General features: G+C 59.8%; 20 protein-coding genes. 10 read left to right on the top strand and 10 right to left on the bottom strand.

Going from position 1 to position 22976, the window contains the following annotated elements; all coding sequences use genetic code 11:
- Window positions 1-395 precede the first annotated feature (395 nt).
- A complete protein-coding gene (locus H7C19_RS15910; protein ID WP_185143642.1) occupies window positions 396-2174 on the bottom strand; it encodes an ABC transporter substrate-binding protein in 1779 nt (592 codons plus the stop codon).
- 158 nt (window positions 2175-2332) lie between these two features.
- Between H7C19_RS15910 and H7C19_RS15905 the strand changes: the two genes are divergently transcribed.
- From H7C19_RS15905 to H7C19_RS15895, 3 genes are all read left to right on the top strand, one after another.
- Complete coding sequence (locus H7C19_RS15905) at window positions 2333-3700, top strand: MFS transporter (protein WP_246469542.1); 1368 nt, start codon at window positions 2333-2335, stop codon at window positions 3698-3700.
- A gap of 203 nt (window positions 3701-3903) precedes the next feature.
- On the top strand, window positions 3904-4491 hold the full coding sequence (locus H7C19_RS15900) for a GNAT family N-acetyltransferase (protein WP_185143640.1): 588 nt from the start codon (window positions 3904-3906) through the stop codon (window positions 4489-4491).
- 145 nt (window positions 4492-4636) lie between these two features.
- Window positions 4637-5428, top strand: a complete 792-nt coding sequence (locus H7C19_RS15895) for a class I SAM-dependent methyltransferase (RefSeq protein ID WP_185143639.1) — start codon at window positions 4637-4639, stop codon at window positions 5426-5428.
- Window positions 5429-5525: 97 nt separating this feature from the next.
- Here H7C19_RS15895 and H7C19_RS15890 read toward each other — a convergent pair whose 3' ends face one another.
- Window positions 5526-6554 carry a M23 family metallopeptidase gene (locus tag H7C19_RS15890; RefSeq protein ID WP_185143638.1) on the bottom strand — a complete coding sequence of 343 codons (1029 nt, stop codon included), beginning with the start codon at window positions 6552-6554 and terminating at the stop codon, window positions 5526-5528.
- A gap of 196 nt (window positions 6555-6750) precedes the next feature.
- On the opposite strand from H7C19_RS15890, the gene H7C19_RS15885 reads away from it, so the two are divergent.
- A complete protein-coding gene (locus H7C19_RS15885) occupies window positions 6751-7473 on the top strand; it encodes a response regulator transcription factor (protein ID WP_185143637.1) in 723 nt (240 codons plus the stop codon).
- The gene (locus tag H7C19_RS15880) at window positions 7463-9208 is read left to right on the top strand and encodes a sensor histidine kinase (protein WP_185143636.1); all 1746 of its coding nucleotides are present in this window, start codon (window positions 7463-7465) and stop codon (window positions 9206-9208) included. Before H7C19_RS15885 ends, H7C19_RS15880 begins: the two co-directional genes overlap by 11 nt.
- A gap of 378 nt (window positions 9209-9586) precedes the next feature.
- On the opposite strand, the gene H7C19_RS15875 is transcribed toward H7C19_RS15880, so the two are convergent.
- The 3 genes from H7C19_RS15875 to H7C19_RS15865 all read right to left on the bottom strand — a co-directional run bounded on the left by H7C19_RS15875 (window position 9587) and on the right by H7C19_RS15865 (window position 13329).
- The gene (locus H7C19_RS15875) at window positions 9587-10642 is read right to left on the bottom strand and encodes a glycoside hydrolase family 130 protein (protein WP_185143635.1); all 1056 of its coding nucleotides are present in this window, start codon (window positions 10640-10642) and stop codon (window positions 9587-9589) included.
- A gap of 554 nt (window positions 10643-11196) precedes the next feature.
- Window positions 11197-12195: a metallophosphoesterase family protein gene (locus H7C19_RS15870; protein WP_185143634.1), complete on the bottom strand. Its 999-nt coding sequence runs from the start codon at window positions 12193-12195 to the stop codon at window positions 11197-11199.
- A gap of 243 nt (window positions 12196-12438) precedes the next feature.
- A complete protein-coding gene (locus H7C19_RS15865; protein ID WP_246469541.1) occupies window positions 12439-13329 on the bottom strand; it encodes an alkaline phosphatase family protein in 891 nt (296 codons plus the stop codon).
- 263 nt (window positions 13330-13592) lie between these two features.
- Between H7C19_RS15865 and H7C19_RS15860 the strand changes: the two genes are divergently transcribed.
- From H7C19_RS15860 to H7C19_RS15840, 5 genes are all read left to right on the top strand, one after another.
- Window positions 13593-14558, top strand: a complete 966-nt coding sequence (locus H7C19_RS15860; protein ID WP_185143633.1) for an ABC transporter permease — start codon at window positions 13593-13595, stop codon at window positions 14556-14558.
- Between the two features lie 18 nt (window positions 14559-14576).
- A complete protein-coding gene (locus H7C19_RS15855; protein WP_185143632.1) occupies window positions 14577-15467 on the top strand; it encodes a carbohydrate ABC transporter permease in 891 nt (296 codons plus the stop codon).
- A 52-nt stretch (window positions 15468-15519) separates the two neighbouring features.
- Window positions 15520-17064 carry an ABC transporter substrate-binding protein gene (locus tag H7C19_RS15850; protein ID WP_246469540.1) on the top strand — a complete coding sequence of 515 codons (1545 nt, stop codon included), beginning with the start codon at window positions 15520-15522 and terminating at the stop codon, window positions 17062-17064.
- Window positions 17065-17231: 167 nt separating this feature from the next.
- Window positions 17232-18986: a cache domain-containing sensor histidine kinase gene (locus H7C19_RS15845; protein ID WP_185143631.1), complete on the top strand. Its 1755-nt coding sequence runs from the start codon at window positions 17232-17234 to the stop codon at window positions 18984-18986.
- Between the two features lie 27 nt (window positions 18987-19013).
- On the top strand, window positions 19014-20618 hold the full coding sequence (locus H7C19_RS15840) for a response regulator (protein ID WP_246469539.1): 1605 nt from the start codon (window positions 19014-19016) through the stop codon (window positions 20616-20618).
- Window positions 20619-20713: 95 nt separating this feature from the next.
- Here H7C19_RS15840 and H7C19_RS15835 read toward each other — a convergent pair whose 3' ends face one another.
- The 5 genes from H7C19_RS15835 to H7C19_RS15815 all read right to left on the bottom strand — a co-directional run bounded on the left by H7C19_RS15835 (window position 20714) and on the right by H7C19_RS15815 (window position 22926).
- Window positions 20714-21376 carry a LytTR family transcriptional regulator DNA-binding domain-containing protein gene (locus tag H7C19_RS15835; RefSeq protein WP_221469275.1) on the bottom strand — a complete coding sequence of 221 codons (663 nt, stop codon included), beginning with the start codon at window positions 21374-21376 and terminating at the stop codon, window positions 20714-20716.
- 72 nt (window positions 21377-21448) lie between these two features.
- On the bottom strand, window positions 21449-21571 hold the full coding sequence (locus H7C19_RS15830; RefSeq protein WP_185143629.1) for a cyclic lactone autoinducer peptide: 123 nt from the start codon (window positions 21569-21571) through the stop codon (window positions 21449-21451).
- On the bottom strand, window positions 21568-22107 hold the full coding sequence (locus H7C19_RS15825; RefSeq protein WP_185143628.1) for an accessory gene regulator B family protein: 540 nt from the start codon (window positions 22105-22107) through the stop codon (window positions 21568-21570). The genes H7C19_RS15830 and H7C19_RS15825 overlap by 4 nt, the downstream gene beginning before the upstream one ends.
- Window positions 22104-22739, bottom strand: coding sequence for a hypothetical protein (locus H7C19_RS15820; protein WP_185143627.1), 636 nt, complete (start codon window positions 22737-22739; stop codon window positions 22104-22106). The genes H7C19_RS15825 and H7C19_RS15820 overlap by 4 nt, the downstream gene beginning before the upstream one ends.
- On the bottom strand, window positions 22732-22926 hold the full coding sequence (locus H7C19_RS15815; RefSeq protein WP_185143626.1) for a hypothetical protein: 195 nt from the start codon (window positions 22924-22926) through the stop codon (window positions 22732-22734). The genes H7C19_RS15820 and H7C19_RS15815 overlap by 8 nt, the downstream gene beginning before the upstream one ends.
- Window positions 22927-22976 lie beyond the last annotated feature (50 nt).

Genomic DNA, 22976 nt, shown 5'->3' with positions numbered 1-22976 from the left:
GATAGCCGCAGAATCGGGTTAACTCGGCGCCTGCGGGCCTCCAACGGCCCGAGATAACCGCAGAATCGGGTTAACGCGCTGCCCGCAGGCCTCCAACGGCCCGAGATAACCGCAGAATCGGGTTAACACGCTGCCCGCAGGCCTCCAACGGCCCGAGATAACCGCAGAATCGGGTTAACGCGGCACCCTCGGACCGCCAACAGGCCGAGATAACCGCAGAATCGGGTTAACACGCTGCCCGCAGGCCTCCAACGGCCCGAGATAACCGTAGAATCGGGTTAACGCGCTGCCCGCAGACCGCCAACAGGCCAAAATTACCGCAGAATCGGATTAACGCGGTGGCCCGACGCCTAGGCGCCGCCCGTCCCCTTAAACCACAAATCTTTGAAGTCCACCTAGCCCAGCGTGTTGAGCGCGATCCCCCGTACGTCGGGGTTGAACACAGTCTCCTGCGTCGTATGCAGCAGGAACAGGACGGACCGCGCGTCCGTGAGCAGGCGCTCCAAGCCGCGAATACGGCGGCGCCGCGTCTCCTCGTCCGGCTCCGCGACGATCGATTCGATCTCCGCGTCGAACGCCTCGCGCTGCGCGTCGGTGGCGTAGGCGCGGACGGGCATCCCGTCCATCTTGTACATCTCCAGCAGGCAGCGGTCCTCGTCGTCGTCGGCCACCACGCCCCCGATGGCCAGATCCGCTTCCGCCATCCGCGCCGGATCGGACGCCTCTTCGTAGCTGATCTGGACGATCTCCATCCGGATGCCGACGGCTTCGCACTGGCGCCGCACCCATTCGGTCTGCGCCAGATGGTAGGGCAAGGAGAAGAACCGGACGACCTCGCCCGCGTATCCGGCGTCGGCGATGAGCCGTCTCGCGTAAGCGTACTGGCAGTCTTCCGGCGGCGCCGCGACCGAACCGCCGTCCGTCGGCGGGAGGAATCCCCGCGCAGGCCCGTCCTTGCCGAGCTCGCGCGCAAGTCCTGTGCGGTCCAGCGCCACGTCGATCGCTTCGCGCAGCCGTGCGTCTTGCAGCGGTCCAAGCTTGCGAAGGTTGATCGTGAGCAGGCTGCAGCCGAGCGTGAGGACCTGCATCTTCTCCCAGTTGGCGGGCACCTCGAAGCGGATATGCTCGACGTGATGCAATTTGCCCATATGGAACAGGGGGTCCGGCCGCTGCTGCAGCTCCTTCGGCACGACCAGCATCTCGATCCGGTCGAGAAGGGCCCGCTCCCGCCAATACTCCGGGAAGGCCGCCAGCGTCAGGACGCCTGCCTCATGCCTCGCCACGCGGAACGGTCCCGTCCCGACCGGCAGGCGATCCAGATCCATCCCGCCGGCGCCCCCGTTCCGATAGATCTCCTCGGGGACGATCGCGGTCGGATAGGCGCTCACGTAGTGCAGGAACATGTAGTTGGGAGCGGAGAGCTCCACCTCCACGGTCCGGCGGCCTGTCGCGCGCACGTCCGCGATGCATTCGGCCAGCCATCCGTCGGACGCGGGGGCGTGGACGTACGCGCGCAGCCGCAACAGCGAGTAGACGACGTCCGACGCGGCCAGCTCGCGTCCGTGATGGAACCTGACCCCTTTGCGGAGATAAAATGTCCATACTTTGGCCTGATCGTCGCATTCCCAGCTATGGGCCAGTTGGGGCAGGATGCGCCGCTGCTCGGGATCGAAGCGGACGAGTGTATCGAACACCTGCTTGGCGAAGTGCAAATCCCGCGAATACAAGAGCCGCGCCGGGTCCAGCGTATGGACCGGCACCCGCATCGGCAGCCGCAGCGTATCCTCGCCCCGGTCCCCCGCTTCCTTGTACCCGAAGAAGCCGCCGAGCCAAGCGAGGAAGCGCTCCGCGATCCATGGGTCGATCCCCTCCATCCGAAAGACGCTCATCGCGCCGTTCAAGTTGCCTTGCTCCACAGCGGCGCGCGCATCCTGCATCAGAAGCTCTTCAGCCGACGCCTCGAACCGAATCTGCGAGCGATGGCCGCGGCCGCGTCCCGGCAGCCAGACGATCCAGCCCAGCTCCGACATGCGGTGCAGCACGAGCTTGGCATTGCGCTCCGTACAGTGCAGCAAGCCGGCGATCTCGTCGACCGTGACCGGCAGCGCTTCTTCGGATTGACGATCCCGGAGCAGCGAAATTCTCAGACGCGCGTATTGCTGCGATAGTAGCACGACTGCTCCGTCCTTCCCTTTGGCAGATGCCTGCGTTTTTTCACGCCGATGCGTCCCGCTCGGGCCGCACCGCTCTCATTCGCTGATCAGTATACCGCATAAAAGGTGAAATAAGCACCCGGACGCCAGCACTTTTTAATCCCGCGCGATCTGATAGGATGAAGCATACAGAAGAGAGAGAAGGTGCGGATATGGGGTTCATGTCGTTTCATCCGAACGTGAAGCTGCGGATCGTACTCAGCTTCTTCATCAACGTGCTCGGGAACATGGTGACGCCGTTCATGGCGGTCTATCTGGCTAAATCGGTAGGCACGACGATGGCGGGCGTGGCGGCGATGGCGAGCATCGTCATCGGGGTCGTCTGCGCTGCCTATGGCGGGTACTTGGCGGATCGCATCGGCCGCAAACGGTTGATCCTGCTGTCCGAGGCGATGAATGTGGCCGCCTTCGGGGTGATGGCGCTGTTCAACTCGCCATGGCTGCACTCCGGCGTAGTTACGATGATCATGACGATGCTGATCAGCGCCTCCTGGATCGGCAAGCCGGCGGTCGAGGCGATGCTGATCGACGTGTCCACGACGGAGACGCGCAAGGCGATTTACCGCATCAATTACTGGTCGAACAACCTGGCCATCTCGATCGCGGGCATAATTGGCGCGTACCTGTTCAGCGCGTACCTGTTCGAACTGCTGCTGGGGGCGGGGCTGATCTCGCTGATCGCCTTCGGGATCATCGGGTTGTTCCTCACCGAGACGATGCCCGCGGCTGCGGAAGGATCAAGCGCGGCAGTCCAACCTGTCGTTGAGGGGGCCCGGCCGGTCGCCAGGGAACGTGTTGCGCGGCCGACGGATCAGGCGCCGCGGGTGTCCTTCTTCCAACGGTACAAAGAGGTATTCGGCGATCGCAGGTTCATGTTGTTCGTCCTGGCCGGCATACTCACGGTCTCGGTGGAGATGAACCTGACCGGCTACATCGGCATCCGGCTGGAGCAGGAGATGCATCACGCGCTATGGCTGCCCGGCCAGCCATGGACGATCGACGGCTTGTCGATGCTGGGGCTGCTCCGCACGGAGAACACGATCGCGGTCGTCGTCCTGTCTCTGTTCGTCGGCCGCTGGCTGAGGGGCAAGTCCGATCATCGGACGATGATGGCGGCGATGGCGTTCAATATCGTCGGCTACGTCTATATTGTCGTCGGCAATCTGCCTTCCCTGCTGGTCGTCGCTATGATGATCGCTACGATAGGGGAGCTCGTCTATGTGCCGCTGCGGCAGGCGTTGATGGTTCAACTGGTCCCCGACCACGCGCGCAGTTCCTACATGGCCGTGAACAGCATGACCAACCGAATCTCCCAGTTGGTGAGCGGCTTGAACGTGGTGATCGGCGGCTTTCTCTCGGCAGGCGCCATGGCGGCGTTCATCCTGGCGACGGGGATGATCGGATGGGCCATCCTCGCTTCGATCCTGCCCGGCATTCGCAGGCAGGAGGCGGCGGAGGCGGCGGAGCTTCGCGGGAGGGCGGTTTAGGGTAGCATTGGTTTGACTGCTAATCGAAACAAAGATGACTGCCAGGGAATGATCGGCAGTCATTTTTTTTCATTCTAGTTTCTCACAAGATGAACGATGCAAGGCATTGAATTAACGGGCAGGTTACTTATAACAAAAGACTACCATCTACATCCTAATGTTCTAGGTTAAAATAGTTATTATTCGTGTGTTGGAGGGATATTATGCTGGAGATAGATTACAGCACTTACTTTTGGCAAGATGAAGCTATAAGATTGCGCGCGATTGCACCGGAAGATTGGGAAAGTTGTTACGTAAGCGCATATGACACTCCTGCACGTCGTTTTTTAGAGTGTGCTATAGAATTACCGCCAACAATTTCAGGAGCGAAAAAATTTGCAGAGGAAAATGCAGACTTTTCTTCAACGAATAGAAGGATAATGTTTACTGTTCAAAATTTGAGCGGTGATATTGTAGGCGGTATTAATTTAAATAGCATTGACGAGAGGAACGGCACATTTAGCATAGGCATAGTGATTGATAATCCATACCGTGGTAAGGGGTATGGTACCAGGGCAGTACACATGCTCTTAAAATATGCTTTCTTCGAGCGTAGACTTAATAAGTTCAATGATAATGTTCTTGAAGGGAACGAGGCATCGGCAGCTATGCTCAGAAAGGTAGGATGTGTTCAAGAAGGGGTTCGACGCCAAGTGTTTTATACAAATGGAAGATATCATGATTCCATCTTGTACGGTTTAACCAAGGATGAATATATGGATCATCTTCACAAAGACCATCACAATACATAGCCAGATGCTAAGGAACGGAGAACAATAGTTGAACGAAAAAGGAGCAGTTTGCCGCGGCAGCTGCTCCTGTGTTCGTTGAACGGTAGGATAACTCAATGAGTACGTGGAATAGATTGGATTACATTTAGCCGGGAGGAAGCATTACATGTTGGAATCCATAAAAGAAGATTATTTATTATCCAATAAAAAAAGTTGGGACGAAGCAGCTCCACGTTTTTTTGGAAGGACTGCGCTTCCTATATACGGTCCATTTCTGCCCACAGAAAACGAACTAAACCTATTTGGTGATTTATCGGATAAGAAAGTCTTGGAAATTGGTTGCGGTAGTGGTCACTCTCTTAAATATATGGCCTTGCACGGAGCCTCAGAGCTTTGGGGAATCGATTTATCCGATACTCAAATCGAGACCGCGCGAAATCTGCTTTCGGACTACAAAACAAAATTAAACCTTTTTCAAGGAGCGATGGAAAATAACCCTGGCATTCCAATCGAGTATTTTGATATCGTTTATTCGATCTATGCGATTGGTTGGACCGTTGATTTGCAAAGGACACTACAGAATCTGTACAGTTACTTGAAACCCGATGGGAAATTTATCTTTAGCTGGGAGCACCCGCTACATAGTCGAATTAGACAGAACGGTGAACAACTGGTGATCGGTAAGTCTTATCATGAGGAAGGTCTTCAACAGTGTGAACCATGGGATAGTCCGGCTATAATGAATCAACTGAAACTGAGCACGTATATTAATGAGCTAATTCAAGCGGGCTTTCAAATTGAAAAGGTAGTTGAAGATGTTGTCATCCAAGAGGAAATAACATCGGGAGATCCTGCAGTGTGGTACACGCATAAAAAGGCATCATTAATTCCTCCTGCGTTTATTATAAAGTGCACAAAAAATAATGCGCCTCGTTCAACTCCTAACGGGAAACGATAGTGTAAAAACGGCTGCTTCAGCAGCCGTTTTTGTTTTCTCAACGAGCGGGCGGGAGAGTTGTGATCCGCTGAAGATGGAAGCATTGGAGGGAGGGGCATCAGCCACCGCTCTTCACCGGCGTCCCCTGATGCAGCTTCAGATCGCCTTCCCACTTGACGCGGATCGACTTGCCTTCGAACAGGTCGGCTTTGTCCGATACCTGGAAGTGCAGGTGCGGCTCGCTGGAGTTGCCCGAGTTGCCGCAGAGGCCGATCCAATCCCCCGCCTTCACCTTATCGCCGACTTTCACTTGGACGGAGCCTTTCCGCAAATGCGCGAGGTAGCTGAATTCCCCGTTCCCGTGGTCGATCACGACGACGTTGCCGGCCGGCTGATCCGTGGTCACGGCGCCGACGGGTTCGTTGTCCACGATGTCGTTCACGACGTGAACGACGGTGCCGTCCGCGGCCGCTTTGATTTTCTGCCCGTACGCGTAGTAGCTCTCGTTCTTCTTCGCATCTCCGCGATAGGAGTAGCCGTCCTTGACGACGATCAGATCGCTCGCGTAGCGCTGGGAGTCGACCGCGTAATGGTAGTTGGACAAGACATCCTCTCCCGCCCAGAACGGGTACCATTCGCCTTCGAACGGCAGGCGGTAGGCCAGCTTGGTGAAGACGTTATCCGTCTCCGGATGGAGTTTGCTCTCGGTCAGCTGCAGCGAGGTGATCGTGCCAGCCCGGTCGAGGATGGCGATGACGGCTCTCTCGCCGCCTGCCTCTACCCAACCGTAGTACTCCGATTCGTTCAGAGGGAGCTTTGTTTGAAGCTCCAGCTTCTTGATCCCTTGTACAAAGTCCGGCACGGTCTTCTTGAAGTCTTCGCGCGTAATCGCCTTCTGCATCTCGCCGCTCATCTGATCGTAGAGTCGGTCGGTCTCGCCGTCCAGCAGCGCCTGTCCGATGGCGGACCCTTCTATGCGATCCGAGGTTTGCGGGGGTGCGGACGTCTCCGGCGAGGCCGTCTCCGGGGCGGTCGTCCCCGAAGGGGCCGTCCCCGACGCGGACGACGCCGACGGCTTCGATCCGCCTCCGGCGGCGCAACCGGACAGCAGCATGACGAGGGCAACGAGCATGGCGGTTCTTCTCATTCTTTCTCCACTCCTTCTCTCTTGTCTGTCTACGCCTTCATCATAACGATGCTCTCTTATATCCCGCGAAACGGACCTTTAACGCCAGCTTAATTCTGAACGGCCGCGAATTAAGGTTCCGTTAAGCTGCCGTTGCCGCCCGATTCAACAAGCCATGGTAAAATAGGAGAAAGGTGAAGAGAGCGGAGGGACCCTGATGAAAGATGCTGCGATCCTGCTGGTCGACGACGAGCCGGCCATTCTGCATATGATCGATACCATTCTGCGCAAGGAGGGCTTCTCCGCCATCGGACGCGCGCTGTCGGCGGAAGAGGCGCTGGCCGCCTGCGAACGGCAGCCGTACGATCTGATCGTGCTGGACGTGACGCTGCCGAATATGAGCGGCGTGGAGGCGTGCCCGTTCCTGCGGCGGCTGACGGATGCGCCGATCCTGTTCCTGAGCGCCAGGGCGAGCGACTTCGACAAGCTGACCGGCTTCGCCGTCGGCGGCGACGACTACGTCACCAAGCCGTTCAATCCGCTGGAGGTGGTCGCCCGGATCAAAGCGCTGCTACGCCGCAGCCGCAGAACGGCGGCCGTCGAAGCGGTTCCGGCCGGCACGGTTCACGACTTCGGTCGGTTCCAGGTCCATGAGGAGGCAGGCGAGCTATGGGTGGAGGGGAAGCTGCTGGCCTGCCCTTCGCTCGTGTTCCAACTTCTCTTGTTCCTGTGCAAGCATCCGAACCGGATCTTCACGAAGAGCGAGCTGTACGAGCGGGTGTGGGGCGACAGCAGTTTCGGGGACGACAATACGGTTATGGTGCACATTCATCGGATCCGGGAGCGGATCGAGGCCGATCCGGGCCGGCCGGAATATCTGGTGAACGTCCGGGGACTCGGCTACAAGCTGGTCCGAAGAGAGAGCCCTCATGAATATTAAATGGCGGCTGTCGCTGCGGCTGATCGTCATGCTCGTCCTCGTTCTCGCCATCTTGCTGGTGCTGGCCGGACGTACGCTGTATTGGAGCTTGAACGAGCTGACCCGCATCGAGTCCGCGCGGGACTTCGAGAACGCGGGATTGTACAGGCTCGTCCAGACGGTCGAGGCCGGCGGCGACGACCTTCGTTTCGATGCAGCGCTGCTGGAGCAGGTCCGCCGCGCGGGCGGGTGGCTGCAGCGGATCGACGAGAGCGGCCGGGTCACGAACGCCTTCTTCACGCCGCCCGACGTACCGACTTCCTATGGGCCCGGCGAGTTGGTCTCTTATTGGCTGGGCAAGGTGCCTTTTCCTTACCAGCTGTATCTATGGATTCAGGAGAAAGACGGCGTCGTCCATACGCTGCTGTACGGCTTCAAGAGCCAGGAGAACCTGCTGCTGCAGCGGGCGATGCGGGAGGGGAAGCGGGTCGGAGAGGGGATCGCGCTCCCCGAAGCGTTGCAAAAGGACTTGAAGAACGGCCGCTCGTGGGTCCAGGTGCTGGATGCCGAAGGGGCGGAGCTGGCATCCTTCAACAAGCCGGCGGGCGTCATCGACCGGTTCCCCCTTCAGGAGCTGGCGCTTCGTTCCATCTACTCGGACCGTTATGGCTGGAAAATCGCATCGAAGTACGATCCGGCGAGCCGTCTCACCTGGATGGTGAGCACCCCGCTGCCCGGGGTGGAGCCGGGGAAGTCGCCGGCCATCGAGCCGGAGCAGCGGGTGCTGATCGTCAGCATCGGGTCGCTGCTCGTGGCGGCCTTGATCGTGTTCGCGATCGTCGCCTTCTGGTTCGGCCACCGCTTCGGTTCGCCGCTGCTGCATCTCCTGCAATGGCTTCGGGAGCTCGGCCAGGGCCGGTATGCGGAGCCCGTCGACCGCAAGGGACGTCCGATCAGCCGGAACGGCAGGGGACGCCGGAAGCGCAATTACCGCGTCTACGGAGATGTCATGCAATCGCTGGACGCCCTGTCGGCGACTCTGCATCGCAACGACAGATTGCGCCAGGAGACGGAGCAGCTGCGGGACGAGTGGATCGCGGGCGTGTCGCACGACCTGAAGACGCCGCTCTCCTCCATCAAGGGATACGCCCATATGCTGGAGTCGCCGGCGTACGAGTGGTCGCAGGAGGAGGTGCGTTCCTTCGCCAAGGTGATGCTCGACAAGTCCTCGTACATGGACAATCTAATCAACGACCTGACGCTCGCGTACCGGCTGCGGGCCGGCAGCCAGCCCCCCCTCACGGAGCGAACCGACATGAACGCTTACTTGAAGGAAGGCTTGCTGGAGGCGGTCAGCCATCCGGGGGACGATCCTAGCCGCGTGAAGTTCGTTCCTTCCGCCGAACCGGTCGAGGCCGAGATCTACGCGCCCTGGTTCCAGCGGATCGTAGACAATCTCGTCGCCAACGCGCTGCTTCACAACCCCAAGGGCACGACGCTCGCCGTGACGCTCGCTGCCGGCGATCCGGCCGGCTTCACGCTGACGTTCCGCGATGACGGCAGCGGAATGGACGAACAGACCGCCGCGCGGCTGTTCGACCGGTACTACCGGGGGACGAATACGGAGAGCTCGTCCGAGGGGACGGGGCTCGGGCTTGCGGTGACCCAAGCGCTGGTCGAGGCGCTGGGCGGTTCGATCGAAGTGGAGACCGCCGTCGGGCGCGGGACGTGCGTGCGGCTGACTTGGGGGGCGTAATTTCGTGGTACTAGGGAAGCGACGAAGAGGAAGCGACGAAGATTAATTCCTCTTGCAGCCAGAGTTCCTCGGACTCGAGAAAGTGAAGTAGAAATTTCCTCACTTGCGACCCAAGTTCCTCGGACTCGAGAATGTGAGGAAGTATTTACCTCACTTGCGACTCAGGTTCCTCGGACTCGAGAAAGTGAGGTAGAAATTTCCTCACTTGCGACCCATGCTCCTCGGATTCGAGAATGTGAGGAAGTATTTACCTCACTTGCGACCCAAACTCCTCGGACTCGAGAATGTGAGGAAGCATTTACCTCACTTGCGAGTCCGTTTGGCACTTTATATGCCATCTGCGGCCAGGGCATCTTCGCGCATTCTCCATTCCTATGTCTAAGTCTCATCCGCCAACGTATCGTAGATGTCCTGAAGCGGGATGTCGGCCATCGCCATGACTTCGTCGGCCGCGCCGTAGTACATCCGGATCGTGTCCCCGATCCGGATGGCGCCGCACGAGAACACGACGCCGCCGAAGAAGCCGTTGCGCTCGTAGTCGGCCTCGGGCTCAAGGAAAGGGCGCGCCGAGCGGGCAATCACGCGGCTCGGTTCCGCCAGGTCCAGCAGGGCGGCGCCCATGCAGTACCGATGGCTCGCGTCCGCGCCGTGATACAGCACGAGCCAGCCGCGCTCCGTGCGGATCGGAACGGCGCCGCCGCCCATCCGGGCGGAGTCCCAAGCCTGCTCGCTGAGCCCCATCAAGAAGCGGTGGTTGCCCCAATGCGCCAGATCGGGCGACTCCGCGATCCACATCTCGGGAGCGCCGAACGACTTCGGCACCGGGCGGTGCAGCGCGTAGTACTTGCCATCGATCCGCTCGGGGAACAGCATGACGTCTTTGTTCTCCGGCGGAAGCATGAGGCCGAGGCGCGTGAACGTCCGAAAGTCCGTCGTCTCGGCCAAACCGACCGCCACGCCGCGCGGAGAGACCGAGCTATACGTGACGTAATACCGATCGCCAATCTGCGTAATGCGGGGATCTTCGATCCCCCAGGCTTCCGAGGGAAGCTGCGGGAACAGCGCGGGCTCGCGGTCGACGGCGAAGCGGACGCCGTCCCGGCTGCGGGCGACCCGCAGATGGGAGAGCGAGGTCAGCATCGCGATCCGTCCGTTCTCCGAGACGACCCGCGCATCGGAGAAGTCATAGCGGGCATCGGCGGCCATGAGGCGGATGACGGAGACGTCGCCCCCCGACTCGCTCAGCAGGGGGATCAGGACGTCTTCCTCCCGATCGGGGACCGGCGCTTCGGCGACGCGGAGCAAGAGGATCGTCTCGTCGCCGCAGACGGCGACGCCCGCGTTGAAGGCGCCGAGGACGCGGAAGCCGGGACGGGAGGGCGGAACGTCCTGCGTGCGGACGACGGGATTTTCTTCGCAGCGGATAACGGGCATCGAGATCAATCTCCTTTCGATTCCATCAGGGGAGCCTTATCGGCTAGACGTATTATTCTATCTTTACCCCATTGCGGCTGCTGGATAGCGGCAAGTAGGCGGGGGATAACCGTACAATGCAGTTTACGCGCCTTGATGACGGCCGCATGACTGAACGATAGCCGGGCAAAACGGTTAACGCGGCTGGTTAGCGGCCAGTTGGCGGTGCGATAACCGCCTATAACGGTTAACGCAGCCTGATAACGGCCGGTTGGCGGTGCGATAACCGCCCAAAACGGTTAACGCAGCCTGATAACGGCCAGTTGGCAGTGCGATGACCGCCCAAAACGGCTAACGCGGCCTGATAACGGCCAGCTGACGGTGCGATAACCGCCCAAAACGGTTAACGCGGCCTGATAGTGGCCAGTTGGCAGTGCGATGACCGCCCAAAACGGCTAACGCGGATTCGCCCTAAGGCGGATATGCGCAACGGCTAACCGCCTCCTAAAAAGTAACCCTCGGCACTCCCTCCAAAGGGTACGCCAAGGGCTACTATTCGCTAACGGCGTTAACCGTTAACCTTTCGTGAGGTTCTTCCGCGCTTGGTCGTGGATGCCCCAGGCGCCAATCTCGGGTGTTCGACCCTCCGGCTCGTGCCGCGCCTGCTCGCGCTGCACGGTGCCGTCCGCCAGATGCACCCACGTATCGAAGCACCGCTCTCCTTCATGCAGGACGATAACTCGCGCGCCGGGGAGGAAGGGGCGGTCCAGGTAGGCGTTGCGCGTCGTCCGCCCGAAGCAGAGCCGAATGCCGTACCAGTCTCCCCAGTAGTCGTGTCCGTGGTCGTGGCCCGCGAAGGTGCCCATGACGTCGCCCTGCTCGACCATCGCCGCGAACATCCCCGAATTCACCCAGGGCGCGCAGCTGAAGGGGCCGCTGCGCTCGCCATAGCAGACGTTGAAGTCCCAGACGTCGTTATACTCCGGGAGCGGGATGTGGAAGAAGGCGAGAGCGGGCAGCGGCGTACCGTGATTCGCGGCCGTCAGCCGATAGGATTCGCGGGCGTACCAATCGATCTGATCGCGCCGGATCCAATCATAGAAGCCCATTCGTCCGTACTCTAGCGGCGAGTAGCTTCCGGAGTCCAGGAAATAGAGCGCAGCCGCAGCGTGCCCGTCCCTCCCCGTCACGGTCCGCAAGTAATTGCCCGAGCCGCGAACGCCCGGCGGGTCCTGCATCGCATAATTGTACGGATACGTCAACTGCAGCGTATGCAGCTGCTCCCGCGTGATCGTCCCTTCGGCGTCGTGGTTGCCGAAGACGGCCGCCCACGGGATCTGCGCCCGCTCCGGCACGTCGCAGGCGCGGCGGAACGCGCCCGCCGGGTCCGGATGGCCGGCCGAGCAGATGACGTCGCCGGTGTAGACGACGAGGTCCGGCTGCTCTGCTGCGAGGATGCGCTGCATCATCTCGACCATCTGCGCTTCCGCTTCATCCTCCGCCGCGAACTCGGGGTCGGTGAACTGTACGATCTTGAGCGTCCCGTCCGCCCGGAAGCGCAGATCCTTAGCCACGGCGGACCTCCGCAGGTAAGATGTCGTCTAGGCCGGCGCTAGGGCCATCGCTATCGACACCCGCAGCGCCACCACCCGCTACGCCTTTACCCGCAGCACCTTCACCCCCAGCACCACCGCCCTCAGCAAATTCACCCACTACGCCACCGCCCGCTACACCATCACCCACTACGCCACCGCCCGCTACACCATCGCCCGCTACACCATCGCCCGCTACGCCATCACCCACTACGCCACCGCCCGCTACGCCACCGCCCGCACACCATCGCCCGCTACACCACCGCCCGCACCACCCCAAGCGCCATCGTCCAGCAGTCCGTCCGGCAGCCCGGCGTCCCAATCCTCCGGCACCGGCAGCCCTAGCGCGAGCGCGGCTACCGCCGCCGTATCGGTGATGGATACGGGGCCGGCGAGCGCGCCCCGCTTCACGCCGGGGCCGATGACGCCCCAGAAGACGTCGCGGTCCATCGGATGGTCGCTGCCGTGGTTGTACTTGTCCGCGCCGCCGCCGCCGTGGTCGGTCAGCAGGACGATCAGGCTGTCCTCGGCAAGACCCCGCGCCTCGATCCGCGCCAGCACGCGGCCGATCCGCTCGCTGCTCTTCGCGATCGCGGCCAGATACTCGGGAGAGTCCGCGCCGTAGCCGTGGCCGTGGCCGGAGCCGTCCGGCTCGTCGAGCTGCAGGAACAACAGACGCACGTCGGGATTGCCGTCGATATAGTCCAGCAGCGCCGGGACGAGCTCCGCATCCGGCAGCGACACTTTGTGAACGTCCAGGGTCTCTTCAATAATGCCGGAATTGATGGGGCTCCATCCCGTGAAGGAAGCCAGCTTGGCGTCCGGCTCCCGTTCCCGGACGAGCCGGAAGAGCGAAGGGTAGGGGGAGTCGGAAGGATAGGCGGATTCGGCCGCCTTCTCATTGTTCAACCCGTGCCGTTCGGGCTTCACGCCGTGGAGCACCGAGCCCCAGCATTCGGCGCTGATCGTCGGGAGCTCCGCCTGCGCGAAGTAAGTGTAGGCGCCTCGGCCGAGCCACGCGTCCAGGTCCGGCGTAGCCGCCTCCCGTACGAAGTTCCCCGCGCCGTCCATGCCGAGGATGAATACGCGCCGGATCGTCTGGCTTTGCTTCATCATGTATCGCTCCTCTTTGGAAATTCTATGACTCGCCGTGCGATCGGTCGCCTCTGCAGCATCCGCCATTCCGGCATCCGTCGCCCCGGCGAGCTTGGTCTCGCCCTTAGCATACGAACGCCCTCCGAACCCGTCAATACGCCGATCCCCCCTCCGCGCCAAGTAGTCACCAGCGTTCTATCGATAGGTCATCATCCTAGTAGTGCCGGGGTTTAGCGCTTTACTATAATGATCGCAAGAGGACAGCACAAGAAAGGATGAACCCGATGGCAGCGCTTTCTCAGGCCCCGACCGCCACAGCCGCTCCGAGCCGATCCCGGACTTTTTGGAGAAAAGTCAAAAAGTACAAGGCCCTGCTGCTGATGACCATCCCCGGACTGGCGTACTTGATCGTGAACAACTACATTCCGATGTACGGCGTCATTCTGGCCTTCAAGGATCTGAACTACGTACAAGGCATCTGGGGCAGTCCCTGGGCAGGGACGGGCAACTTCAAATTCCTGTTCAACTCGCCCGACGCCTATCTGATCACGCGCAATACGATTCTGTACAACGCCGCCTTCATCGTCGTGAACTTGGCGTTGGCGCTGCTGACCGCGCTGCTCGTGAACGAGATTAAGGATAAAGTCATCACCCGGTTCTACCAGAGCACCTTCCTGCTGCCCCATATCATCTCGATGGTCGTCGTCGCCTATCTCGTCTACAGCTTCCTGAACGTCGAGAGCGGTCTCGTCAACCGGCAGATCGTGAAGTGGTTCGGCGCGGACGCCATCTCCTGGTACAACGAATCGGCCTACTGGCCGTATATCCTCGTCGTCGTGAACGCTTGGAAAAACGTCGGCTATCTCGCCATCATCTACTTCGCGGCGATCATCGGCATCGACAAGGAATACTACGAGGCGGCCACGATCGACGGCGCCAGCAAGTGGCGGCAGATGACGCGCATCACGCTGCCGCTCATCGCGCCGGTCATTACCGTCATGACGCTGCTCGCGATCAGCTCGATCATGCGCTCGGACTTCGGCTTGTTCTATCAGGTGCCGATGAACTCCGGCCCGCTGCTGTCGACGACCAATACGATCGATACTTACGTCTATCGGGCGATGATCATGCGGGGAGACATCGGCATGTCCGCCGCCGCCGGCTTCTACCAATCCGCCGTCTGCTTCTTCCTGATCCTGGGGGCCAACTTCGCCGTTCGCCGGATCAGCAAGGAAGACGCGCTATTCTAACAGAAGGAGGCTCCGACGATGCCGCTCGCCACCCGTATACGAACGCCGCTCATCCATCTGTTCTTCTGGCTGTTCACCGTCGCTTCCTTGCTCCCGTTCCTGCTCGTCTTCATGGTCTCCATCACGGACGAGAGCTCGATCCTCCAGCACGGCTACGCCCTGATACCGAGCAAGCTCAACTTCGCCGCGTATCAGTTCCTGTTCAACGACTTCGGGCAGATCGCCCGCTCGTACGGCGTGACGATCCTCGTCACCTCCATCGGGACGGTCGTCAGCGTGCTTATCACGGCGCTGTTCGCTTACCCGCTGTCGCGCCGGGATCTGCCGATGCGACGCACGCTGTCGTTCCTGCTGTTCTTCACGATGCTGTTCAGCGGAGGCATGGTCCCTTGGTACATCACCTACGTGACGATGATCGGCCTCAAGAACACGCTGCTCGCCATGGTCATTCCGAACCTGCTGCTGAGCGCGTTCAACGTCCTCTTGATGCGGAGTTTCTTCGCCAACACGATCCCGGAATCGGTCATCGAGTCCGGCACCATCGACGGCGCGAGCGAGTTGACGGTATTCCTGCGGCTCGTCATTCCGCTGTCGGCGCCCATCATGGCCACGATCGGGCTGTTCAATCTCCTCGCCTACTGGAACGACTGGTACAATTGCATGCTTTTCGTCGATACGCCGGGACTGATGAACATCCAGTACCTGATGACCAAGACGCTGAACAACGTGCAGTTCCTGATCATGAAGGCGGATACGTCCAGCCAGGCCGGAGAATTGATCGCCCAGATGCCGACCGAGACCGTCCGCATGGCGCTCGCCATCATCGGGATCGCGCCGCTCCTCGTCGCGTATCCGTTCTTCCAGAAGTACTACATTAGCGGCATTACCAGCGGCGCGGTCAAAGGTTAAGCTTGCGTCGCTGCTCGATATCATACAAGCTAATAACATGGAGAAGAAGGGAATGGCACACATGCAAAAGAAGGCCCAAAAAATGACGGCCCTCCTGATGGGAACCGCAATGGTCCTATCCGCCTGCGGAAGCAACGACGGCGGGAACAAGAACGCATCCGGCAGTCCGTCCGCTTCGGCAGGCGCTTCGCCAAGCGCATCCGCGAGCCAAGCGGGAGGAGCCGCGAACCTCAAGCCTTACAAGCTCACGTTGATCTATCCGGGCTCCATTCCGAAGGATATGGCGCTGGTTCAGGACGAGATGAGCAAGTATCTGACGGAGAAGATCAACGCGACGATCGAGCTGAAGCCGATCGACTGGGGCTCCTGGACCGACAAGACGAACCTGATGAAGATCTCCGGCGAGGCGTTCGACCTCATCTTCACCGCCGGCTGGTTCTCCTACGGCCAGGACGTGTCCAAGGGACAGTTCCTGGAGCTGTCGGATCTCATGTCCAAGTACGGGCAGGATATTCCCGGGATACTGGGCGACGACTTCCTCGCCGGCGCGAAGATCAACGGCAAGCTGTATGCCGTGCCGACCAAGAAGGAATTCGCGCAGGGCTTCGGCTTCCTGTTGAACAAAGACCTCGTCGACAAATATAAATTCGATATCACGGGCATCAAGTCGCTCGAAGACATGGAAGCCATGTTCAAGACGATCAAGGAAAAAGAGCCGGGCGTCGTGCCGGTCGTCAGCAACCGCTTCGCGAACACGTGGGGCGCCGCCAACTACGACGGCAAGATCTCCCGCGACAGCAAGGAGCTCAAGGTCATCGACGACCTGACGGATCCGAAGTTCATCGAATTCCGCAAGCGCATGCGCCAGTGGAATCTGAACGGCTGGTTCGACAAGGACGTCGTGACGTCGGACGACAGCGACCAGGCGATGAACATGATCAAGGCCCGCAAAGCGTTCGCCATCGGCCAATCGCTGAAGCCCGGCAAGGACAAGGAGATGTCCGTCACGACCGGCGTTCCGCTCGTGCAGGTCGAGACGGCCAAGCCGTACACGACGACGGGCGAAGCCCAAGGGGCGATGCTCGCCATCTCGCGAACCTCGAAGGACCCGGAGCGCGCGATGATGTTCCTGAATCTGCTCTACACCGATCCGAAGCTGCTCAACATGCTGGATTGGGGCATCGAGGGCAAACACTACGTGAAGAAGTCGGACAACGTCATCGACTACCCGGAAGGCGTCACGGCCGAGACCCAAGGCTACCCGAGCCCGGGCGGATGGATGTTCGGCAACCAGTTCAACTCCTATCTGTGGGCGAACGAAGATCCGGACAAGTGGCAGCAATTCGAGAAGTTCAACGCGAGCGCGGAGCGCTCCATCGCGCTCGGCTTCACCTTCGACGAGACGCCGGTCAAGGCGGAGCTCGCCGCGGTGGGCAACGTCGACAAGGAGTTCCAGGCGGTCCTGAACGCCGGCGCGGTCGACGTAGACTCCACGATCGCCAAGTACAAGGCCAAGCGCGACGCCGCGGGCTATCAGAAGATTCTGGAAGAGACGCAGCGCCAACTGGACGAGTGGGCGAAGAATAGCAAGAAGTAGAACGGAGGCGGAGGCTGGGGGCAGGGTGTCCAGCCTCCGCCTTCTGTCGGCCTTCATCCAAGATTTGTGAGTCGTTCAGCGCTTACTTGGCGCGAGGGGATATGCCATAATGTCGAGTAGAAGGCTGTCAATCTACCGATCGGGATGAATAGGCGGGGACAACGACGATGAATCCGAAACGCTCGCTCCGATTCAAATTAATCGTAGGCTTCGTTACGATCGCGCTGCCGCTCGTCTGCCTCCTGCTCTATAGCAATTATACGGCGTCCAACTCCGTCCGCGAACAGGCGGCGGAGTCGAACAAGAGCATGATCACGCTCTACTCGAATCAGATCCAGACCGCGCTCGGGCGGGAGAGCAACTTCCTGTACACGCTCGCCTCCGACGACGCGGATATTCTCTCTCTCAACAAGATGGACTACGACTCTACCGAGTACGCGCTGACCAAGCTGCGCATCCTGAACGGCCTGACCCGCAATCACCGGTTCAATAGCAGCTCCGATATTCAGTTCGTCTACGTCACGGCGCACCGGGATCTGATCCATACCCAGATCCAGGCCGACACCTACGACGAGACGATGGGCATTCAGCAATGCCTCACGGACCTGCTGGACGAGGTGCAGCCGGACAGTCCTCTGTTCACGGAGTGGAAGATCGCGAAGTGCGCCGGCAAGCCGGGGCTGATCCGCATCGTCAAATCGGGCTTCGGCGACTACCTGGGCGCCTGGGTGCGGCTCGATCACTTGATGGTGCCGCTGGAGCTCATTCAGCTCGGCAGGGCGGGCTTCGCCGCCTTCGCGGATTGGAGCGGGAAGGTGATCTCGGGCAGCATCGACACGGGCAGCTTCAAGGAGCCGCCCGTCATCGATCTGCGGGCGAATTACGAGCGGCTGAAGGGCGAGAAGGACACGTACGTCGTCGTCAGCAATCCGATCGCCTCGACGGACGTCACGCTGGCCGCCTTCATTCCCGAGCAGGGCATGCTGCAGAACCTGTCCCGCTTCCGCGCGTTCCTCGTCTGGGTGCCGCTCTTCGCCTTCGCGCTGCTCTTGCTGTACCTGATCTATCTCAACGGCGTCATCATCCGGCCGATGAACGAGCTGGTGAAGGCCATGCGCACGCTGAAGCGGGGCGACTGGAAGTTCAGGCTGAGCCGCTCGCCGTCGCGCGAATTTTTCTCGGTCAACGAGACGTTCAACGACATGGCGCATCAGATCCAGAAGCTGAAGATCAACGTCTACGAGGAGCAAATCCGCGCTCAGCAGGCGGAGTTGAAGCATCTGCAGCTGCAGATCAACCCGCACTTTCTGCTGAACAGCATTAATGTCGTATACAACCTGGCGCAGATCAAGAACTTCTCGGTCATTCAGGCGATGTGCCTGAACCTGGTGAAGTACTTCCGCTTCACGACCAAGACGAGCCAATCCTTCGTGATGCTCGCCGAAGAGATGGAGCATATGGACAGCTACCTGCGCATTCAGCAGGTTCGCTTCCCCGAACGGATCACGTTCCGGATCGCGGTCGAGGAGGACGTCCGGCAGGTCCCGGTGCCTCCGCTGCTCGTGCAGCCCTTTATCGAGAACGCCGTCAAATACGGCTTCGACTTCATGGAGGAACCGTTCCATATCGAGATTCAAGCGGTGCGGGACCCGGACCGGGGGAGCTGCCGCATCCGGATCGCCGACAACGGCAGCGGATTCCCGCCGGACGTCTTGGGAGCGCTTCGGGACGGCAGCTACTTCCGGCGCACCGACGACCGGCATCTGGGTATCTGGAACAGCTATCACCGCTTGCAATTCCTGTACGGACGCGAGGCGCGCCTGACGTTCGGCAACGACGCGGAGGGCGGCGCGCTGGTCGAGCTGGAGATTCCTTTGCAGGCGCTTCCGCAGTCGGAGATGCCGCAGGAGAAGATGGGTTAAGATCCTTACTTGCCGGAGGTGGGCCGCTTGCAGGTCTTGATTGTCGACGATGAGATGTACGCCGTCATGGGGATGAAGGATGCGATCGATTGGGAGGGCCTCGGCGTCACGGCCGTCTATGAAGCCTACAATATGAGAGAAGCGGTGAGGATCTACGAGCGGCAGGAGATCGACGTCATGATCTGCGATATCGAGATGCCGAAGGGCACGGGGATCGAGCTGCTGGAGTGGGTCAACGGACACTCGCCGCACACGGAGACGATCTTCCTGACGGCCCACGGCGACTTCCGCTTCATGCAGCGGGCGATCCAGCTCAGCAGCTTCGACTACATCATGAAGCCGGTCGAGTTCGACGTCATGGAGGAGACGCTCCGCCGGGCGATCCGCACCGTGGCGGACAAGCGCAGCGAGCGGGCGCAGACCGAGCGGTACAAGCCGTACTACGAGCTGTGGACCAAGAAGAAGACGCTCCTCAGCGAGCGCTTCTGGTACGACCTGCTGGCGGAGCGGATCGTCGCAAGCGAGGAGGCCGGCGTCCGTCTCCCCGCCGAATACGGCATCGCCCTCCAGCCGGAGGACCGGCTGCTGCCGGTGCTGATCAGCGTGGAGGATTGGAAGCGGGAGCTCAGCACCCGGGACGAAGAGGTGATGGAGTACGCGATCCGCCAGTCGGCGTCCGAGCTCGTCATCGCGGATTCGCGCGGGGAGGTCATCCATACGAAGCACGGCGTCGCGATGGCGCTCCTCTTCGCGTCGCCGGAGGAAGCAGCCGCGCTGCGGAATCGCATCGGCGGCCGTTGCGACCGGTATATCGACGCCTGCACGCGGTATTTGAACTGCACCGTATCCTGCTACATCGGCGAGCCCGTGGCGCTGCCCGAGCTGACCGCGATGTACAAAGCGCTGCTGGCTATGGAGTACAACAATCTCAGCGAGTCGAACAGGCTGAGCTGGCTGCGCAACCAGACCGGGGACCCTGTGCCGGACCCGCGCCTGCCCGACTATGCGGCTTGGGCGCTGCTGCTGGAGCACGGCAAGGAAGAGGAGCTGGTTCGGCAGCTCCGGAGCAGTCTGCGGGAGCTCGCGGCGGACCGGCGTTTCGGCGCGAGCGTCCTGGATGCTTATTACCTGGGGTTCCTGCAGATGATTCACTACCTTCTGCAGAAGAAGGGGCTCTCGGCGCATCAATTGCTTCACGACGCAGGCGTCCCCCAAGTCAAGGCGCCTCCGCGCACGGTCGAGCAGATGGAAGAGCGGGGCGTGAGGCTCATCCGCGCCGTGCATCGCTATCTGGACCAGGACGAATCGGTCATTCGCCGTCTGCGCGCCTACATCGCCGATCGCCTCGGAGAGAACATTACGCGCGAGATGCTGGCCGAATATGCCTACTTGAATCCCGCCTATCTGTCGCGCCTGTTCAAGAAGGAAGTAGGCATGAGCATCACCGATTACCTGCTGAACGAGCGGATGCGGATCGCCAAGGAGCTGATCGCCCACTCTACGATCCCGATCTCAGAGATCGCGCGCACGCTCGGCTACAGCAACTTCTCCTACTTCTCCAAGATGTTCCGGAAGGTTCACCAAGCCAACCCCCAGCAGCTTCGAAAGCTGTCGGGCATCTCGGGCGGATAGACCGGCGTCCGGCGGAGCGTCGGAACGGGGGGCCGAGACGGGAAAGCCCGCGGGAAGACGCCGATAGGGCCGGGAGCCGTTGGCGCTCCAGGCCCTTAATCCATGCGCATGATTCTTACCATGGCGATGAATAGCGCTTTAATCTTTTTGTATTTCGAACTGGAGATGGTGGCCGTTTTCCCGCCGGCGAAGATCGCCTTCGAAAACTTCTCGTCGAGTTCTACCATTTTCGTCATATGGATCAGGTTGCCTCGATCCGCCCTTTCGAACGGCAGTCCGACCGCCTGAAGAGCCGATTCGATCCTATCGAGCGTCGCCAACAGATGAAAAACCTCGTCCTGCGTATGCACTTGGATGGCGTTGCCGAATGCGCTGAACTTGATGATCTGGCGCACTTCTAGGAAAATGACGCCGGAGTCCCCGCGCTCTCTCCTGGAGACCGGCCACATCAGAGGGGTGGCGCAGCGATCCTTGCTGCCGAATGCGTTTCTAGCGACCTGCGCTTTGATTTGCTTGAATTTGGAGCTGGAGATCGTGGCCGACTTGCCGCCTTTGAATAGCGCCTTCGCGTACTTCTCGTCCAACGCGACGACTTCGGTCAGTTGGATCAGATTGCCTCTATCGGATCGCTCGAACGGCAGGCCCGCCGCCTTGAGCGCCGATTCGATTTTGTCCAAGGAGACGAGGAGGTGGAACTCCTCATCCCGGGTATGGATCTTGTATGTAGTGCCCTCGCAGCTGAATTTGAGAATGTCCATACCGTCGAGATTGAGGAGTCCGCCCTCTCCATCCCTGGTAACAGCCCAACACCAGGCCATGGATATCGCCGCCTATTCGAGCAATTCAGCCGGCACTTCCGGTTGGTTGACCCATACGAAGCTAGCAGGCGCTACAGCCAGGAACGCCACGGCACCGATCAGTGTTGCCGCTACCTTAAGCAGTCTTTTGCTCATCTCGATTCACCTCCTTTCAAACGTCGAATGAGCGTCAGCGATTGCACGAACCACGTGACGGCCAGGAGATCGGAATGAAGAAGGAAGTTCGAGCCGACGATGAGCAGCGAGATCACCTTTAGGAGCGGATAGAAGCGTCTAGGGATTCTCGTCTGACCCGCGATTCTGGATGGCGCATAGACGAGCACCAGCAGCATGCTGATGACGTTGAGCGCGGTGAATACCTCTCCGGGCATGGCCAATTCCTTCGTCATGGCGAGCAAGGCGGCGGCCACAGCCGACACGAGGATGCACAGCAGGGCGATCTTGACGTGAATGCCGCCCGAGAAGGCGCGAAGCAGAGCGAAGGAGAACAGAATGACCATGACGCTCGCCAAGTCATGGATGACGATCCCGAGAATGACGGCGACGGCGATGGTCAGGATCGTATTCAGAATGATATGAATGCCGAATTTCAGTCTGGCGACGGAGCCGGGATAATCCGGAACGGCGTTCTTCAGGGATACGGCAAGCTTCTCGGAAAGGTTCTCGATCATCGTTGCTCCTTCTTGATATAAAGATAGATTTGGAAAGCAAGAATGAAAATGAAGACTAGCACGACCCAAAGCAGCGAATTCTTGAACATCGGAATCATTGCGACGAACAAGATGCCGAGACACAGGAGCACGAACATGATTCGGTTCTCCCACTCGCCTTTCCATTTGAAGCGATCGAGCGAAAAGGTGAAGCCGTAACCCCTCTTATATAAGGCATGACTGAGCAACAGCGTAATGATGGAGGATACCGCCTGAAGCACGTAGCCCTCCGCTTCGTCTTCCGCGGGATTGAAGGTCGAATAGGGTTCGAACGACTCCATCGCCAAGAGGACCAGCGTCTGTATCAGCGCATAGGCGCTGTAGCCAAAAAGGACGACTAAGGTCGAGCCTATGATCGAGATTCGAAGGGTGAAGAATAGAAAGAGAATAAAGACTGCGATTAAGATAACCGGCGCGTATTCGGATAAGTGAAGTTCGTTCCAGACGGACAGGCTGAACAGGGACATGAGGACTGACATGGCGAGCAATTGCTTGTAGTAGTGGAGGACGTTGAAGCGAAACAGATGAAGCATGATGGTGAACATCGATACGGCTTCAAGGGTGGAGAATACGACAAAAAGAATGTTATTCATCTTGATGTTCCCCTTTTTTGTACGCTGTCGGAGGATAATATACCATCCAGGGTGATTTGGGATCATCCGGGTCTAACTGACGGGCGTTCAAGGAGCCGGCGCGGCACATATTGCGGATCTGACGATCCGTCTTGTTGAGGATGGCCGCGATCTTCTTGGTGCTGTAGATGTGCTTGAACGGTTCCAAGTCGCCCACCTTCTTACTGTGAAATACTTCCGTGTACGGAACTGTAACTT

Source organism: Cohnella nanjingensis (assembly GCF_014212125.1).
Taxonomy (GTDB): domain Bacteria; phylum Bacillota; class Bacilli; order Paenibacillales; family Paenibacillaceae; genus Cohnella; species Cohnella nanjingensis.
Note: the sequence above shows the minus strand (reverse complement) of the source record. Positions and strands in the feature narration are given on the sequence as shown.